At 71.2% G+C, this 16,474-nt stretch carries 14 protein-coding genes and 1 riboswitch; of the genes, 7 read left to right on the forward strand and 7 right to left on the reverse strand.

Annotated features, from left to right (window positions below):
* Positions 1-203: 203 nt before the first annotated feature.
* Both AB0I81_RS42620 and AB0I81_RS42625 read left to right on the forward strand, forming a co-directional pair.
* Positions 204-2,441: a hypothetical protein gene (locus tag AB0I81_RS42620; protein WP_360669931.1), complete on the forward strand. Its 2,238-nt coding sequence runs from the start codon at positions 204-206 to the stop codon at positions 2,439-2,441.
* Positions 2,442-2,630: 189 nt separating this feature from the next.
* Complete coding sequence (locus AB0I81_RS42625) at positions 2,631-3,434, forward strand: IclR family transcriptional regulator C-terminal domain-containing protein (protein ID WP_360669934.1); 804 nt, start codon at positions 2,631-2,633, stop codon at positions 3,432-3,434.
* A 19-nt stretch (positions 3,435-3,453) separates the two neighbouring features.
* On the opposite strand, the gene AB0I81_RS42630 is transcribed toward AB0I81_RS42625, so the two are convergent.
* The 5 genes from AB0I81_RS42630 to AB0I81_RS42650 are packed head-to-tail and all read right to left on the reverse strand — an operon-like array spanning position 3,454 to position 7,795.
* Positions 3,454-4,488 carry a zinc-binding dehydrogenase gene (locus tag AB0I81_RS42630; protein WP_360669937.1) on the reverse strand — a complete coding sequence of 345 codons (1,035 nt, stop codon included), beginning with the start codon at positions 4,486-4,488 and terminating at the stop codon, positions 3,454-3,456.
* Complete coding sequence (locus AB0I81_RS42635) at positions 4,488-4,850, reverse strand: hypothetical protein (RefSeq protein WP_360669940.1); 363 nt, start codon at positions 4,848-4,850, stop codon at positions 4,488-4,490. Before AB0I81_RS42635 ends, AB0I81_RS42630 begins: the two co-directional genes overlap by 1 nt.
* Entirely contained in the window at positions 4,847-5,713 is an 867-nt protein-coding gene (locus AB0I81_RS42640; protein WP_360669942.1) for an extradiol ring-cleavage dioxygenase, read from the reverse strand. Before AB0I81_RS42640 ends, AB0I81_RS42635 begins: the two co-directional genes overlap by 4 nt.
* Complete coding sequence (locus AB0I81_RS42645) at positions 5,706-6,554, reverse strand: citryl-CoA lyase (protein ID WP_360669945.1); 849 nt, start codon at positions 6,552-6,554, stop codon at positions 5,706-5,708. Before AB0I81_RS42645 ends, AB0I81_RS42640 begins: the two co-directional genes overlap by 8 nt.
* 50 nt (positions 6,555-6,604) lie before the next feature.
* Complete coding sequence (locus AB0I81_RS42650; protein ID WP_360669948.1) at positions 6,605-7,795, reverse strand: CoA transferase; 1,191 nt, start codon at positions 7,793-7,795, stop codon at positions 6,605-6,607.
* Between the two features lie 198 nt (positions 7,796-7,993).
* Here AB0I81_RS42650 and AB0I81_RS42655 point away from each other — a divergent pair, with 198 nt between their 5' ends.
* A complete protein-coding gene (locus AB0I81_RS42655) occupies positions 7,994-9,436 on the forward strand; it encodes an amidohydrolase family protein (protein ID WP_360669950.1) in 1,443 nt (480 codons plus the stop codon).
* Positions 9,437-9,591: 155 nt separating this feature from the next.
* Here the strand turns inward: AB0I81_RS42655 and AB0I81_RS42660 are convergent, their stop codons facing one another.
* Together AB0I81_RS42660 and AB0I81_RS42665 are read right to left on the reverse strand one after the other, a co-directional pair.
* Positions 9,592-10,563, reverse strand: a complete 972-nt coding sequence (locus tag AB0I81_RS42660) for a glycoside hydrolase family 11 protein (protein WP_360669953.1) — start codon at positions 10,561-10,563, stop codon at positions 9,592-9,594.
* 292 nt (positions 10,564-10,855) lie between these two features.
* Complete coding sequence (locus tag AB0I81_RS42665) at positions 10,856-12,280, reverse strand: glycoside hydrolase family 28 protein (RefSeq protein ID WP_360669955.1); 1,425 nt, start codon at positions 12,278-12,280, stop codon at positions 10,856-10,858.
* 175 nt (positions 12,281-12,455) lie between these two features.
* Positions 12,456-12,585, forward strand: a riboswitch (cobalamin riboswitch).
* Between the two features lie 32 nt (positions 12,586-12,617).
* Between AB0I81_RS42665 and AB0I81_RS42670 the strand changes: the two genes are divergently transcribed.
* From AB0I81_RS42670 to AB0I81_RS42685, 4 genes are read left to right on the forward strand one after another with little or no spacing between them, the layout of a single operon-like run.
* Entirely contained in the window at positions 12,618-12,806 is a 189-nt protein-coding gene (locus AB0I81_RS42670) for a CbtB domain-containing protein (protein WP_360669957.1), read from the forward strand.
* A gap of 8 nt (positions 12,807-12,814) precedes the next feature.
* On the forward strand, positions 12,815-13,609 hold the full coding sequence (locus tag AB0I81_RS42675; protein ID WP_360669959.1) for a CbtA family protein: 795 nt from the start codon (positions 12,815-12,817) through the stop codon (positions 13,607-13,609).
* Positions 13,610-13,626: 17 nt separating this feature from the next.
* Positions 13,627-14,301 carry a histidine phosphatase family protein gene (locus tag AB0I81_RS42680; protein WP_360670334.1) on the forward strand — a complete coding sequence of 225 codons (675 nt, stop codon included), beginning with the start codon at positions 13,627-13,629 and terminating at the stop codon, positions 14,299-14,301.
* Positions 14,302-14,304: 3 nt separating this feature from the next.
* Positions 14,305-16,473 (forward strand): VWA domain-containing protein, encoded by a 2,169-nt coding sequence (locus AB0I81_RS42685; protein WP_360669961.1) that lies wholly within the window; start codon positions 14,305-14,307, stop codon positions 16,471-16,473.
* Position 16,474: the final 1 nt, after the last annotated feature.

Below are 16,474 nucleotides of genomic sequence, written 5' to 3' on the forward strand. Positions count from 1 at the left end.
GCTTTCTCGTCACAGTACGAGAGTAATGAGCGAGTACTCACTCGTTCAACTCATTATTCGGCTCTTGATCAACTTTGCGGTGGATCGCTAAGGTTGGGCGCTTTGCTCATCCATCCACCCCCCACCTCCGGGAAAGTGCCCTCATGCGCCTTCACCGCTTCGGCCGGCTCGCGGCCGGCTTCGCGCTCTTATACCTGGCCGCCGTGGTCGTGCTCGCCGTCCTGTCGCAGGTCACCGGCGACATCATTCCCCTGTGGCGGGTCGTCGCGGACCGCCGCGGGCACATGAGCGGCGGGTTCATGGACGACGCCATCCAGCCGTGGCCGATGCTCGCGGTCGCGCTGGTACTGGTCGCGATGGTGCAGGCGTGGGCTCTGCGGGAGGTGCTGCGCGGGCGGCTGCGCGGGGAGCCGGCGCGGTACGGCGGGCAGGTGAGGTTGCTGCGGATCGCGCTCTACGTCATGGCCGGATACGACCTGGCCCTGTTCCTGCCGATCCCGTACCTCTGGTGGCTGTGGGTGATCAACGATGTGGTCCTGCTCGTCGCGGTGTGGCTGTTGTTCCGGGTGCTGCGCGGCGGCACCCGGCCGTGGCCGAGGGTCTTCATGCTCGCGACAGGCACGCTCTCGGGCATGTACGGCCTGCTCCACACGATCGCCTACGGACTGGGCGACTACCTGTCCTGGCTGCCGGATTGGACGTGGGCGCTGACGGCGCTGTGGCCGCTGTGGATGGCGTCGGTGCTGGTGGCGCAGGCCAGAGATCCGCGATGGAGCAGGAGGACCGTGCGGGTCGGCGTCTTCGCGGTCGTCATGTGGTTCTTCGGTTCCGGCGGCGGCATCTCGATCGGCGGGTTCAGCTATTACGGCAGCGTGCCATGGGAGTTGCTGCTCTCCACGATCCTGGGTGCCTCCTCCGTCTTCACGCTGGTCTGGTCGGCGCGGTCCGCGCACGACCTGGGCTCGCTCCAACCCCCGGAGCCGCGGACGGTGCCCGCGCGGGCGCCCGCCAGGTGGTGGCCGCTTCCCCTGCTCGCGATTGTGCTCCCGCTGATCCCGGCGGCCGTCAACCTCGCGCAGGGCGTGCCGTTCTGGCTGGGGCCGAAGACCGTGTTGTGGGAGGGCGTCGGACAGGTGGGCGGCTCCTGGCTCACCCTGACCTGGTACCTGCTCGACCTCCTGGTCGGCGTCGGCGCGCCGGCCCTGCTGATCCTCATCGCCGTCCTGCGCCGTACGCACCGACTGCTGCGCGCGACGATGCTGAGCCTGTTCCTGCTGTCCGGGGCCGGCCTGACGACCGCGTTCACCCAGGCGAGCCCGGAGGTCTTCGACAACCTGCCGTTCTATCCGGACAGCCTGTACATCAAGGGCGGCGCGCTCGTGGAGGGCGTCATCTCCGAACTCGTCTCCGCCGGCATCTCCCCCCTCTGGTACGCCCTCGCACTCACCGCCTCCGGCCTGATCCTGCTGTTCCTGTACGCCGCCCCGCCCGCCCACCGCGTCCGCCACCACGTGCTCCTGGCAGGGCTCGCCTCGGCCGTGCTGCTGTGCCTGCTACCCGCGGCGGACACTGCCCGCGGCCCGGCCACCGCGGGCCCGGAGTGCACTACCGCCGAGCGGTGGATGGCACGCATGGGCGAGCGGGTGCCCGAGCTGACCGCCGAGCAGACGTTTGCCTGCTCCCTGCGCCAGGACACCGGCGGCGGCCTGTCGCGCTTCGCCGACACCACGCCCGACCAGGTCATCCTCGCCTACGGACGCCGCATGTGCGCCGTGCACGCCCGCAACGACGCCCAGGAACTGTCCCGGCTCAAGGTCAGCCGCGACGCCCTCACCTACCCGCTCGCCCAGATCTGCCCCAGCGCCGCCGCCATCGTCAAGGCCGCCCAGGTCAAGCAGGATCAGGAGTTCGCGGCATGGGAGGCCGACGCCCAGGCCATGTGCGACGCCACCCCGCGGCACCGCCCGCGGATCAAGCCTGCCAAGGCGGTCCGGATCAAGGAGCCGCAGATGACCGACTATGGGGTGTTGCAGACCTACGAGGGCGGGGAGGAGATGGAGCCGGACCTGGATCCCGCCAACGGCCTGATCTCCTCCCATCGCGGCATCCTGGCCGTCATGACCCACTCCGACTACGACCTCTGCATCACGGTGGAGACCTACCCGCGCCGCCCGCCCGTCGAGACCAAGGGCTGGGACACGGTGGTCGAGGTGGGTTATGACAGCCCGACGGGGAACATCGTGCTCAACGACAGCCTCAGTGGCACCGAACTGCCCAACCTGGCGCTCGACGGCCGCGCGGGGCACTACCGGATCCGCGCGCACCACGCCTGGTTCCCCTGGAAGGGTGAGGTGGGGGGCGGCCAGCGGTTGCTGATCATGGCGTATCCCGGAAAGGGCGACAAGGAGATCGTGCACCGCAAGCGGAAGCCCGCTTCGTGACATCCTGGATCGGACAGGCGTCCGCCTAACGAGCAGTTGTGGACGTCTCCGCTGCTCCGGCGGCTGTCCGGTTGTCGTATTACCGGCTCAGAGCGGGCAACGCTATGCTCGCCCAGGACGCCGCTGTGCGGACATCCGGCCTGCACCGTCTAGAGTCGGATCGGCGGGCTCCGGACAGGGAGGCTTTCCATGGCACGTGCTGACACCGGCCCCGACTTCATCGAGGCGCTGGCGCGCGGCCTCGATGTGATCAGGGTGTTCCAGCCGGGCCGCGCGGTCATGTCCCTGACCGAGGTGGCCACCGCCGCCGGCCTCGCCCGGCCCACGGCCCGGCGCATCCTGCTCACGCTCCAGGAGTTGGGTTACGCCAGGAGCGAGCGGGGTGGCTACGCGCTCACGCCGCGCGTGCTGGAGCTCGGTGTGTCGTACGTGCGGTCCATGGGGTTGTGGGAGGTGGCCAGGCCGCACATGGAGTGGCTGGTGGAGCGGACCCGCGAGTCGTCGTCCATCGCGCAGCTCGACGGGTCCGACATCGTGTACGTAGCGCGGGTGGCCGTGCCGAAGATCGTCACGTTGTCGGTGCAGATCGGCACCCGGTTCCCGGCTTTGCAGACGTCGCTGGGCAAGGTGCTGCTGGCCGCGCTGCCGCCAGGGGAGGCCGGCCGTGTGCTGGCCGAGCCCAGCCGGTCGGGGGTGGAGCCGCGCTGGCGGCCCGACGTGGCCGAGCGGGAGGCGGCGCTGCGCGAGGTGCGGGCGAAGGGGTGGGCGCTGACGGACGAGGAGCTGGCGCTGGGCATCCGAAGCGTGGCCGCGCCGCTGCGGGACGGGCTCGGCAACGTGATCGCGGCGATCAACGTGAACGCGCACGCGGCCGAGACGTCGGTGGAGCGCCTGGCCGAGGAGCATCTGCCGCTGCTGCTGAGGACGGCGAGCGCGATCAGCGCCGACTGGGCCCTGTACGAACGCGTCCCGCACGCCACGACGACCGCCTGACGACTTACGGTGTCGCGACTTACGGTGTCACGACGAGGCGGCCGGAGGTGGTGCCGGTGGACTGGCGGTTCCAGGCTGAGGCGATCTCCGCCAGCGGCACCGCTTCGTGTGCCACGCTCAGCTCCCCCTTCGCCGCCAGCTCCGCCACCTTGCCCATCGCGGTGGCCCGCTGCTCCCGGCTGAGCTCGTTGTTGGTGTAGCCGAGCACCCGCAGCGACCGGCTGCGCAGCGTCGAGGAGTCCAGCGGGGAGGTCTCCCCGGCAGAGCCGCCCAGGTTCACCAGCCGCCCACCGGGCCGCAGGACCCGGGCCGCCGCCGCGGCGGGGACCCCGTAGAGCGGGTCGAGCACCAGGTCGGCCGGCCCATCGCAGGCGGCAGACAACCGCGCCGCCAGCCCGGCCACGTCGTCCGCCCCGAGTTCCGCGTCCGCGCCACGCGACCCGCCACTCACGCCACGCGACCCGCCGTCCGCGCCAAGCGACCCGCCGTCCGTCCCGAGTGCCACGACGGCGTCCGCGCCCGCCTGTTCGGCGCGGGCCCGGCCGGTGGCGGAGCGGGCCGCCGCGATGACGCGGCGGGCGCCGGCCAGGCGGGCGAGCTGGACGGCGGACTGCCCGACCACTCCACCGGCGCCCAGCACGATCACCTGTTCCCCGGCCGCGAGCTCACCGCGCCAGGTCAGCGCCATGTACGCGGCCACCGCCGACAGCCCGAGCGCGGCCACGGCGACCGGATCGGCCCCGGCGGGCAGCTCCACCAGGTCCTCGCAACGCGCCGACGCCACTTCGGCCATGCTGCCGTCCCCAGGCGCCATCCCGGCGGAGGTCGGGAACCACACGAGCCGCCCGCCCGCCTGCCCGACCCCCTGGACACCGGGCACGTACGGCACGGCGGGCGCCCCGAAATACGACGCCCCGCCCGCGCACAGCAGGTCCAGCGGCGTGATCGGGGCGGCGAGCACCCGCACCGGCTCCCAGCCGGCTTCCGGGGCGGGCTCGGGGCGGTCGGCCGGCACGGGCGGCAACCCGCAGGCGGAGATCTGGGCGGCGCGCATCAGGTGGCGATGTCCGGATAAGGCAGGCTGTGGTGGGAGAGCCTGCGAGCGTACTCAAGCTGGAACCCCAGCGGCTCGGCATAGTCGCGCTCGAACATCGCGATGAACAACGTCAGCGTCAGGAACGGATGCGCCCCCAGCTCGAACAGCCGGGGATAGTCGTGCGCGGCCAGCGCCTCGCGCTCGGTGTCGTCGAAGCGCAGCCACGTGGACGACTCGCCGGCGTGGCAGCCGAGCACGCGGTTGGCGTACTGCGACTCCCACCACTCCACGGTGGCGCGCGGCTCGGAGCGGTAGCGTTCGACCAGCTCGGGGTCGCGATCGACGGTGAACAGGAACTTGTTGAGCAGGTACTTGCTCACGAGCGGCCGCCTCCGTTCGGGTACCAGGTGAAGTACGCCTCCATGGTGTGGAACAGGTCGTAGGTGTCGACGTAGTCGGCCTTACGCCCCTCGCCCGCGACCCCCATCATCAGCATGAAGTCCATGAAGCCGTGGGTGGCGTTGCCGGGGTTCCACAGGCTGTCCAGGGTGACCTCGGCCAGGCTGCCCTCGATGTCCCCCGAGGAGATCCACTCGACGGCCTTGCGGTCGAACTCGGGGTCGGGGCCGTGCGGCCCGAACTGGCGCGGCCCGCCGAGTTCGAGCGACAGGTGCCCGGTGCCGATGACCGCCACCCGCCGGTCATCCGGCCACGACTCGACCAGCTCGCGGATGGCCCGTCCTAACTGGACGAAACGGCCGGGGCGCGGCAGGGGCGGGGCGAAGATGTTGGTGTAGACGGGGACGATCGGCAGGTCGTTCTGGGGGCGCAGGGTGATGATCGGGCACGTGATCGAGTGGTCGATCCGCAGCTCGTTGGAGAAGGCCAGGTCGAAGCCGAGGTCCAGGCCGCCGCGCAGGATGTGGGCCGACAGGTCCTCGTCCCCTTGGAAGAGCATGCGGGGCAGGCCGAACTCGCGTTCCTCGTTGTAGAAGTTCGCGTCGTAGTAGGGCGCCTTGCCGACCAGGAACTGCGGCATGTTGTCCAGCCAGAGCTGGTGGAAGTGGTCGGAGCCGACCATGACCAGCACGTCGGGCCTGGCCCTGGTGAGGGTCTCGCGGAACGCCTCGACCTTGCGCACCCATTCGTCGGCGAACGGCGGGCGCTCCTCGCCGGTCGAGGTGGAGGCGCGGTAGTAGAAGGGATGGTGGGTGGACGCGATGACCGCGACGAGCTCAGCCATGCAGACCTCCATCTGAGTACGGCTCGGGCGGGATGGACCGGTTGCCCCGGTCCACGGACAGGAAGATCTCGTTGGCCACCGGCCGCCGCAGCTCCTCGGCCAGCTGCCCGATCAGGCCGGCGGTCCTGGCCAGCAGCGCGAAGGCGCGCAGCAGTTCCAGCGGCAGGCCGAGGTCGGCCAGCGCGGCCCCGCACACGCCGGCCCCGTTGAGCGGCAGGGTCCGGCCCAGCACCTGGGGGTGCACGCGGCCGATGGCGGCGAACAGCTCCAGGTGCGGCCCGTGCAGCCCTTCCTCGCCGGCGATCTCGAACAGCCGGTCCGTGCGCGGGTCGCCGTCCTTGTGCACGTGGTGGCCGAGTCCGGGGATCAGCTCGTTCCGTTCGCGGCGGGCGCGTACGGTCTCCAGGGCGAGCGCGTCCCAGGCGGCCTCGTCGCATGGGAGCGGGTCGCCGCCGGCCAGTGTCTCGTGCAGGAACCTGCCGCAGTCCTCGGTGACGCCGAGGAAGCGCGAGCCGCCGCCGAGCAGCCCGGCCGCCAGCGCCCCCTGTACGGAGTCCGGCGCCGACAGGTACGTCAGCCGCGTCACGATCGCGGTCGGCGTGAACCCGTGATCGGCCAGCGCGGCCAGCACGGCCTCGAACACGCGCGCCTCGCCGGGCGACGGACGGCGCTGCGCGGCCAGCCAGAACGCCAGCTCACCGAAGCCGACCTCGCCCATCACGTCACGCGCCAGGTCGTGCCCGAGCAGGGTGATCGTCTCCCGCGTGGACGCCCCGAGCGCGGTCGGATATTCGCGCGGAGACCCCTGCGGCTCCGCGAGATGGCCGCGAGGCGGGGACACCGCAGGCTCCGTGAGATGGTCGCGCGGAGACGCCTCAGGCTCCGGTTCGGTCACGCCCGCTCCCCCTTGTCAGGGCCGGCCAGCCACTTGCGCAGTTCCGTGCCGTGTTCGTCGAGCTCCGGTGGCGGCAGCGTATAACCGACCGGCGTCTCGGAGAACCTGATCGGGTTCCGCGTCGTCGGCACCGCCCGCTCCCCCTCGCCCACCTCGACGACGGGCTCCAGCCCGAACCGCTCGGCCATCTCGAACCCGCCGTCGATCGTGTTGATCGGCCCGCTCGGCACCCCGGCCTCCACCAGCAGGTCGAACCACTCGACCGCGCCACGCAGGGCCAGCCGCTCGACGAGGATCGGCCGCAACTCGTCGCGGTGCGCGGTACGGCCGGCGTTGCGGGCGTAGCGCGGGTCGTCGGCGATCTCGGGGATGCCGAGCACCTCGCACAACTTGCGGAACTGGGCGTCGTTCGCGGCGGTGACGATGAGGTCGTTGTCGGCGGTGGGCAGCGGCTCGTACGGGAACACGCTCGGGTGCGCGTTGCCCATCCGGTAGGGCACCACGCCGCCCGCCACGTACGCGGAACTGTGGTTGACCAGGCCCGTCAGCGCCGACGACAGCAGGTTCACCTCGACGTGCTGCCCCCGCCCCGTGGCCTCGCGGTGCCGCAGCGCGGCCAGCACGCCGATCACGGCGTGGTTGCCCGCCATCACGTCGAACACCGAGATCCCGGCCCGGTACGGCGGCCCGTCCGGGTCGCCCGTCAGGCTCATCAGCCCGGACATGGCCTGCACCATCAGGTCATAGCCGGGCACCCGCGCCCCGGCCCCGGAGCCGAAGCCGCTGATGGAGGCGTACACGATGCCGGGGTTGGCGGCGCGGACGGCGGCGAAGTCGAGGCCGTACTTGGCCAGCCCGCCGGGCCGGAAGTTCTCGATGAGCACGTCCGCGCGCCTGGCCAGTTCCCTGGCCGCCGCCGCGTCGTCCTCGTCGCGCAGGTCCAGGGCGATCGAGCGCTTGCCCCGGTTGACGCCGAGATAGTAGGTGGACGTCTCACCCCGCACCGGCGGGGTCCAGCCACGGGTGTCGTCCCCCTTGTGCCCTTCGACCTTGACGACGTCGGCGCCCAGGTCGGCCAGCAGCATGGTGGCGTACGGCCCGGCCAGCACCCGGGAGAAGTCCGCCACCAGCACGCCGGACAGCGGTCCGTTCTCCGCCCGCCCGTTCGGCACGTCGTCTTCGGTCATCCGGCTCCCTTTCCGTTCGCCATACGGACAGTCGTCCGCGAGTGACTTGGGACACATCCTGCTACTTCTGGGACATGAAGTCCACGGGGCAGGGCAGCCTCTTGACAGCAATCCCGCCGATCGTAGAGTTACGGCGAATGGCTGACCGCGCAGCGGACAACCGTTCGCCCACCCCCGTGCCTTGAGGAGGGCCGACCCATGAGCCAGCCGACCGAGTTCGGGGCAGGACGCCCCGTCGTGCTGCGCGGCGGCACCGTACTGCCCATGGACGGCCGTCGGGTGCTGCCCGGCACGGACGTCTTCGTCGCCGGCGACCGGATCAGCGCCGTCGGCCCCTCGCTGGACGTGCCCGAGGGCACCGCCGAGATCGACGCCACCGGCGGCATCGTCATGCCCGGCATGATCGACACCCACCGGCACATGTGGCAGACCGCGCTGCGCGGCTACGGCGCCGACTGGACCCTCACCCAGTACTTCGTCTGGTTCTACCTGGAGTACGGCAAGCTGTTCCGGCCCGAGGACGTGCACGCGGGCAACACGCTGGCCGCGATCGAGGCCCTGGACGCCGGAGTCACGACCGTCGTGGACTGGTCGCACGGCCTGCGCACTCCCGACCACGCCGACGCCGCCGCCGACGCGCTGCAGGGCGTGCCGGGCCGGTACGTGCTGGCGTACGGCAACATCCAGCAACCTCCCGCCGAGTGGGCCACCGCGCCGGAGTTCCGCGACTTCGTGCGCCGCCGGATCACCGGCGACGACCTGCTCGGCTTCCAGATCGCCTTCGACGTGCTCGGCGACCCGTCCTTCCCCGAGCAGCCCGCGTTCGAGGTCGCCCGCGACCTCGGCGTGACCGTCACCACGCACGCCGGCGTCTGGGGCGCCACCAGCGACGACGGCATCCGGCTGATGTACGAGCACGGCTACATGAGCCCCGGCACCATCTACGTGCACGCCGCCTCGTTGTCGGCCGACTCCTACCACCGCATCGCGGCGACCGGCGGCTCGATCTCGGTCTCCACCGAGAGCGAGCAGAGCGCCGGCCAGGGCTACCCGCCCACCTGGGCGATCCGCTCGCACGGCATCCCGGTCTCGCTGTCCATGGACACCAGCGTCTGGTGGAGCGGCGACCTGTTCTCCGCCATGCGCTCGACGCTCGGCGCGGACCGCTCGCGCGAGCACCTGGAGTCGCACTCCAAGGGCGACACGGTCACGCACTGCGCCCTCCGCGCCGACCAGGTCGTGGACTGGGCCACCCGGGGCGGCGCGCAGGCCATCGGCCGCGACGACCTCGGCACCGTCGAGCCCGGCAAGAAGGCCGACCTGGTGCTCATCAAGAACGACGCGTCACCGGTGTCGTTCCCGCTGCTCAACCCGTTCGGCCACGTCGCGTTCCAGGCGCAGCGCGGCGACGTGCACACCGTGCTGGTCAACGGGCGGGTGGTCAAGCACGAGCACCGCCTCGTCGGCATCGACCTGGGCGCGGCGCGGGCCGGGATCGAGCGGACGATCGAGCACCTGAAGGGGGAGATGGGCGAGGAGGCGTGGGAGAAGGGCATGAACCCGGACGTGCCCGCGACCAAGATCCTCGACAACCCGTACACGTACACCGACTACCGCAGCGACGCCACCCACCGCCGCTGAGCGAGCGCACGAGCGGGCCGGGAAGCCCGGCCAAGCACATGAGCGCGGGCCGGGAGGCCCCGCCAAGCGCACGAGCGCGGACCGGAAGGCCCGCCGAGCGCACGAGCGGGCGCGGCGGCCGGAGAGCCGCCGCGCCCGCTGGAGCCGTCTGCCGGTCAGCCTCCGCTGCAGGAGACCGTCGGCCAGGTGTAGTTGCCGTTGTGCTGGACGGTAACGCCCCAGTTGTTGCCGTTGCCGTTGGGCCTGGCGGTCAGGGTCTGGGCGCTGGGATAGCTGGCGCTGATGTTCCACGTGGACAGGATCTTCGCGGGCGACGGCACGTTCATCGTCACGGTCCAGTTGCTGGAGCCGCTGACCGAGACGTTGAGGTTGTACCGGTCGCTCCACTGCTGACCTGCGGAGAGCGTCGCGGTGCAACCGCCACCTCCGCCACCACCACCGCCACCTCCGCCACCGCCACCGGAACCTCCGATGGTGATGTTGGAGCTGCCGCTGCTCTGGTAGCCCTCGGTGGCCATGATCATGTAGTCGTGGTTGCCCAGGTTCATGCCCTTACTGGCCCAGGCGTCGAAGTGGGTGCCGGCGCTGATGGTGCCGCCGGTCTTCTTGGACTGCCGGACACTCCAGTACTGGTCGAAGGTCCTGGTGCCCTCGATGGAGGGGGCGTTGTAGCGGGTCGTCTTGTAGATGTCGTACGTGCCGCCGTCACTGCTGACCGTGCCCATGAACGTGCCCGTGGGCCGGTAGGTGCCCCAGTTGTCGACGATGTAGTACTCGATCAGCGGGTTCCTCGTCCAGCCGTACAGGGTCAGGTACGAGTTGCCTGACGGGTTGAAGCTGCCCGAGTAGGTGACGGTCCTGCGTCCGCCGGGGTTCCAGCCCTTGCCCGCGACGAAGTTGCCGGTGTTGCGCCACGAGGTGCTGTAGTTGCCGCCGGACCCCAGCTCCATCGAGACCGTGCCCTGGCTGTCGGTCCAGAAGGAGTAGAAGTAGCCGTTGTTGTTGCCGGTCTGGTTGGTGGTGATGGCGGCGTGCGCGATGCCGGGCATCGCCAGGGTCAGGGCCAGCGCCGCGACGACGGCGCAGGCACGGCCGATGAGCTGTCTCCGGCCTTTCCAGTAATTCATGTGCGTGCTTCCTCCTCGCGAGGCTGACAGGGGGCGACCAGCGTGAAACGAGAGGTTCTCGACAATGAAAGTATCGGTGCGGTGGCGAAAGTATCGGGCGCATTGCGCGGGGTTGTCAACGCTCCGAACCCGGCTGTGAAGATCCCGGCAAAGCCTTCTCCCTGACCGGCGGCCCCACCTGCGTGTGCACCCGGAAAGGGAGATATGAAATTTTCACCTACACGCCGAAATATTGCGAGAACAGCACAACGCCGCCCGCGATGATCGCGGGCGGCGAAGGAACGAGCGCGGATCAGGGCACGATCAGCGGTTCCCCGTTGGCCAGGACGTTCTTGAGCACCAGGTTCTCGACGTGCTCGACCCGGACGGGCGTCGCGGTCGTGCCGAAGTTCACGTCGGTCAGCGTGACGTCACGGATCGGCGCGTCGGCGTACCCGCGCAGGTTGAGCGCCCGGTTGGCGGTGCTCACGGTCATGTTCCGCACGTCGATCCCGCCGACCACGGGGTTGAACCCGTGTCCCGGCCCTTCCTCGTAGTTGAAGTTGATGTCGATGACCGAGCCGCCGACCTGGCCGATCTCCAGGTCCCTGGCGTGGAAGCCCTCGATGAAGCCGCCGCGCACGGAGTTCGTCTTGAAGCGCAGCGCGATGTCGAGGTTGGGGCTGGACATCGAGCAGTCCCTGATGAAGACCTGGCGCACGCCGCCGGACATCTCGCTGCCGATCGTCATGCCGCCGTGCCCCTCACGGAAGGTGCAGCCCTCGACGAGGATGTACTCGCTGGGCACGTTGACCCGGCGGCCGTCGGCGTTGCGGCCCGACTTGATGGCGATGCAGTCGTCGCCGGTGTCGAACGTGCAGTCGCGGATGACCACCATCTTGCTGGACTCGGGGTTGCAGCCGTCGTTGTTCGGGCCGTGCGTCTGGACCGTGACGCCCTGGACGAGCACGTTCTGCGACAGCGTGGGGTGGATCTCCCACATCGGCGAGGCGACGATGGTGACGCCCTCGATGAGCACGTTCTGGCACCGGTAGGGCTGGATGAAGGACGGGCGCAGGTAGCCGCCCTCGCCGTACAACCGCTTCTCGACCGGCACCCCCTGCTCTGCCTGCGCGAACAGCGCGGTCCGCGCCGCGGCCTGGTGCGGCTCGCCCGGCTCCCAGCCGTCGTCGCCCGAACCCTTCCACGGCCACCAGTGATCCTGGTCGGCCTGCCCGTCGAGCACCCCCGACCCGGTCACCGCGATGTTCCGCTGGCCGTAGGCGTAGATCAGCGGCGAGTAGTTGTAGAGTTCGACGCCCTCGAACCTGGTCAGCACCAGCGGCAGGTACGCCTTCGGATCGGTGCTGAACAGCAGCCTGGCACCCTCCCCGACATGCAGGTCCACGTTGCTCAGCAGGTGGATGGCCCCGGTCGGGTACCGCCCCTCGGGCACGTCCACATGCCCGCCGCCCGCCGCATGGCACGCCCTGATCGCGGCGCGGATGGCCGCCGTGCAGTCGGTGACCCCGTCCCCGACCGCGCCGTACTTCCTGATGTCGAACCGCCGGCGGGGAAATCTCGGCGGACGTACCCGCGCCGCGATCAGGTTGGCCAGCCCCCACGGATCGCCCCCTGCCGGCGGCACCGGTGAGGCGTGCGCCGTTCCCGTGCTGAGCACCGGAACGGCAACGGCGGACATCGCCACGACTCGCATGGCGTCACGACGGCTCAGCATGGGGCGGCTCCCTACCCGGCTCGGAACATCCGGAGCATAAATCAACCAGTTGCAGTGATCTAGATGCTTCCGGGACATCTGACCAGGATCAGGGCCGCAAACGGTTGCATCGTATGCTCTCCGCCGCCGGGATGCCCGATTGATAAGGGGCCGTTCCCGCTGTTGACTCGAACCGGATGAAAGGATACGTTCCGGTAGATTTCACGGTTGTCCAAGGGAAATCCGGTGAGATGCCGGTGCGGACGCGCCACTGTATCCGGGACGTAGATCCCGGGAGCCAGGTCGCTTGGCGACCGTGACCTCACGACATGGGACGCGACAACCCTGAGGAGGTTCCATGAGTGGGCTCACCACTCCTTCCGTGATTCCCTTTCCGCGCCTGCGCCCCTGGCTGCTGGCCGTGCCGCTGCTGTTGCTCGTCGCGTATCTCGTCCTGATGGACAACGGCGCCGTCTCGCAGACGGGCACCTTCCTGCACGAGTTGATGCACGACGGGCGGCACCTGCTCGGCGTGCCCTGCCACTAGAGCCCGGCATGGTACGCACCCTGCTGGTCAGGGGCCTGCTGGTGGGCCTGCTGGCCGGATTGCTCGCGGGCGGCTTCGCCTTCCTCTATGGGGAGCCGCACGTCGACAGCGCGATCGCCCTCGAAGAGGCGGCCGCCGCCCAGGACACTGAGGCTGAAGGGGCGGCGCCCGCGGACGGCGGAGAAGCGGCGCACTCGCACGGTGAGGAGGCCGAGGTGAGCAGGCCGGCGCAGAAGGCCGGGCTCTTCCTGGCGACCGGCCTGTACGGGCTCGCCATGGGCGGGGTCTTCGCGCTCGTGTTCGCGGGCCTGCGCGGGCGGGTCGGGCCACGTTCGGACGGTCCTCTGGCGCTGGCCGCCGCGACGGCGGTGTTCGGCGCGGTTGTCCTCGTCCCTTTCCTGAAATATCCGGCTAATCCTCCGGCCGTGGGCGACCCGGACACGATCGGCGGCCGCACGCTGTTGTACGTGGTGATGGTCCTCGTCGGGCTGGCCGCGACGGCGATCGCGGTGGCGACGGCCCGGCGGGTCTCCACGAAGGATCCGTGGGCCCGTTGGGTCTGGTCGGCGGTCGCCTTCCTCGTTCCGGTGGTCGCGGCGTGGTCGTTGCTGCCCGCGATCGACGAGGTGCCCGACGGCTTCCCCGCCACGCTGCTGTGGGAGTTCCGGATCGCCTCGATCGGCACGCAACTCGTCTTCTGGACGGCCTTCGGTGTGTTGTTCGGCTGGGTGAGCGACCGGGCCGCCCGGCGAGCGGCGTCCGTACCGGCTCCCGGGCCCGCCGCCGCGCCGTCGCCGGGCTGATCGCCGAGTTGATCGGAGTGTTGTTCGTCCGGCACGCCACGACGGCGGGGATGCGCGCGGCGTGCTTCCCCGATGACGGCGACGAGGCCGACTCCGCGTCCCTGACCAGGGCCGCCGCCACCCTTGGGGGGCTGCTTTCCGAGCGGCACCGAGCCCCCGGCCCTTTGACGGAACGGGCCGGGGGTGTGGCCGTGGATTCGCGTTTGGTGTTCACGGCTCCGGCGCGGGCCGCGCGGCAGACCGCGATCGCCCTCGGCTGCCCGGAGCCGCGTGTATGCGTGGCGCTCGGGGAGGCGGACTGCGGCCGGTGGCGGGGGCTGCCGTACGAGCGGGTGGCGCGGGAGGAGCCGGAGGCGCTGGCGAACTGGCCGGCCGACCCGCGCTCGGCGCCGCACGGCGGTGAGAGCCCGGCCGCGCATGCCGCGCGGGTGGCGGCCTGGCTGGACTCCCTGCGCGGCGGAGCCCTGCGCGACGGACCCGGCTGGCGCGAAACGCACGACGGGCGTGGCGCGTACCAGACCCAGGAGGTGGTCGCCGTCTGTGACGTGGGAACCATCAGGGCGGCGCTCGGGCACGCGCTCCGGCTGGATCCCCCGGCCGCCGCCCGCTTCGACCTCGCGCCCCTGTCCACCACCGAGCTGACCGCCACGCGAGACGGCTGGCGGGTCGCGCATGTCAACCGAAAGGTCTGAGTTTTGATCGTCACCTATCCGTTCAGCGCCGTCGTCGGCCTCACCGACCTGAAGCTGGCGCTGGTGCTGAACGCCGTCTCACCCAGGGTCGGCGGGGTGCTCGTACGCGGGGAGAAGGGCACGGCCAAGTCCACGATCGTACGGGCGCTGGCGGCCCAGTTGCCCGCCGTGGACGTGGTGCCCGGCTGCCGTTTCGCCTGCGATCCCGCCGCGCCCGCCGCCGAGTGCCCCGACGGCCCGCACGAGCCCGGCGCCGAGGGCATCATCCGTTCCGCCACGCTGGTCGAACTGCCGGTCGGCGCGTCGGAGGACCGGCTGGTCGGCTCGCTCGACGTGGAGCGGGCGCTGACGGAGGGGGTCAAGGCGTTCGAGCCCGGCCTGCTGGCCGCCGCCCATCGCGGCGTGTTGTACGTGGATGAGGTGAACCTCCTTCACGACCACCTCGTCGATCTGCTGCTCGACGCCGCCGCGCTGGGCATGTGCTACGTCGAACGCGAGTCCGTCTCCGTCCGGCACGCCGCCCGTTTCCTGCTCGTGGGCACCATGAACCCGGAGGAGGGCGAGCTGCGCCCGCAGTTGCTCGACAGGTTCGGGCTGACCGTCGAGGTCAAGGCGTCCCGGGAGCCCGCCGAACGGGCCGAGGTGGTGCGGCGGCGGCTGGCCTTCGACGCCGACGCCGAGGCGTTCGCGGCCCGGTGGGCGCGGGAGGAGGCGGCGCTGGCCGCCCGGATCGCCGAGGCCAGGAGGCGGGTGCCCGGCGTCCGGCTGCCCGACGCGCGGCTGCGGCAGATCGCGACGGTGTGCGCGGCGTTCGAGGTGGACGGGTTGCGGGCCGACCTGGTCACGGCGAACGCCGCCATCGCCCATGCCGCCTGGCAGGGACGGGATCGGGTCACCACCGATGACGTACGGGCGGCGGCCCGGTTGTCGCTGCCGCATCGGCGGCGGCGGGATCCGTTCGACGCACCTGGGCTGGATGAGGAACTGCTGGAGGAGTTGCTGGAGCGCACGTCGGGCGATGACGACCCGGACGACGACCCGGACGACGAGCGGCCAGGGACCTCCGGGCCGGACGGATCACCGCCGGATGGGTCCTCACCTGATGGGTCCTCGCCTGACGGGTCACCGCATGATGGGCCGTCGGCAGACGGATCCCCGTCCGACGGTGGCGGGCCACACGACTCGCACGGCCCACACGATGACCGGCACGACGAGCGGCTCTCCGACGACGGCGCCCGCGACGGCCAGGATGACCAGCCCGGCGGGCGGGTGCCGCCCGGGGCGGGGGCGCAGGACGGGGCTGGGCAGGAGTCGTCGGCCGAGGAGGCCGGGGAATCCGGGGAATCCGGGGACGCCACGCGGGACGGTGCCCTGCGGGTGGCCGGGGTGGCGCGGCCGTACCGGGTGCCGTTGCTGGAGGTGCCGGGGATCGGTGAGGGGGCCACGGGGCGGCGGTCGCGGTCACGGACGGCGCACGGCAAGGGCACCGGCGCGCGCCGCCCGTCAGGACGCGTGCACGACCTGCACCTGGGGGCCACGATCCGGGCGGCGGCCCCGTACCAGAGGGAGCGCGGGCGGCGCGGACCCGGGCTGGTGCTGCGCGGGGACGATCTGCGTGAGGTGGTCCGTGAGGGCAGGGAGGGCAATCTGGTGCTGTTCGCGGTGGACGCGAGCGGCTCGATGGCGGCCCGCAAGCGGATGACCGCCGTCAAGACGGCCGTGCTCAGCCTGCTGCTCGACGCCTACCAGCGGCGCGACAAGGTGGGGCTGGTCACGTTCAGGGGCTCGGGCGCGGAGGTGGCGCTGCCGCCGACCTCGTCGGTGGAGGCGGGCGCGGCCCGGCTGCGCACGCTGGCGACCGGCGGGCGCACGCCGCTGGCGGCCGGACTGGTACGGGCGGCGGAGGTGCTGCGCGTCGAACGGCTGCGCGACCCGGCCAGGCGGCCCCTGCTGGTGCTGGTGACCGACGGCCGCGCCACGGCGGGCGGCGACGTGGACCGGGCCGCCGCCCTGCTGGAGGGCACCGCCGTGGTGGTCGTGGACTGCGAGAGCGGGCCCGTGCGGCTCGGTCTGGCGGTACGGCTGGCGGCGCGGTTGCGGGCGCGGCTCGTACCGCTCGATGGGCTGGCCGACCTCGGGTCGGTCGTGCGTGACTACAGAAAGGCGAGTTGAT

The organism is Nonomuraea sp. NPDC050404, from assembly GCF_040655495.1.
GTDB lineage: Bacteria > Actinomycetota > Actinomycetes > Streptosporangiales > Streptosporangiaceae > Nonomuraea.

Excerpts from the sequence above, each read along its gene's own strand:
- AB0I81_RS42625 (WP_360669934.1), top strand. The coding sequence starts at position 2,631 with ATGGCACGTGCTGACACCGGCCCCGACTTCATCGAGGCGCTGGCGCGC.
- AB0I81_RS42630 (WP_360669937.1), bottom strand. The coding sequence starts at position 4,488 with ATGCGCGCCGCCCAGATCTCCGCCTGCGGGTTGCCGCCCGTGCCGGCC.
- AB0I81_RS42640 (WP_360669942.1), bottom strand. The coding sequence starts at position 5,713 with ATGGCTGAGCTCGTCGCGGTCATCGCGTCCACCCACCATCCCTTCTAC.
- AB0I81_RS42650 (WP_360669948.1), bottom strand. The coding sequence starts at position 7,795 with ATGACCGAAGACGACGTGCCGAACGGGCGGGCGGAGAACGGACCGCTG.
- AB0I81_RS42655 (WP_360669950.1), top strand. The coding sequence starts at position 7,994 with ATGAGCCAGCCGACCGAGTTCGGGGCAGGACGCCCCGTCGTGCTGCGC.
- AB0I81_RS42660 (WP_360669953.1), bottom strand. The coding sequence starts at position 10,563 with ATGAATTACTGGAAAGGCCGGAGACAGCTCATCGGCCGTGCCTGCGCC.
- AB0I81_RS42665 (WP_360669955.1), bottom strand. The coding sequence starts at position 12,280 with ATGCTGAGCCGTCGTGACGCCATGCGAGTCGTGGCGATGTCCGCCGTT.
- AB0I81_RS42670 (WP_360669957.1), top strand. The coding sequence starts at position 12,618 with ATGAGTGGGCTCACCACTCCTTCCGTGATTCCCTTTCCGCGCCTGCGC.
- AB0I81_RS42675 (WP_360669959.1), top strand. The coding sequence starts at position 12,815 with ATGGTACGCACCCTGCTGGTCAGGGGCCTGCTGGTGGGCCTGCTGGCC.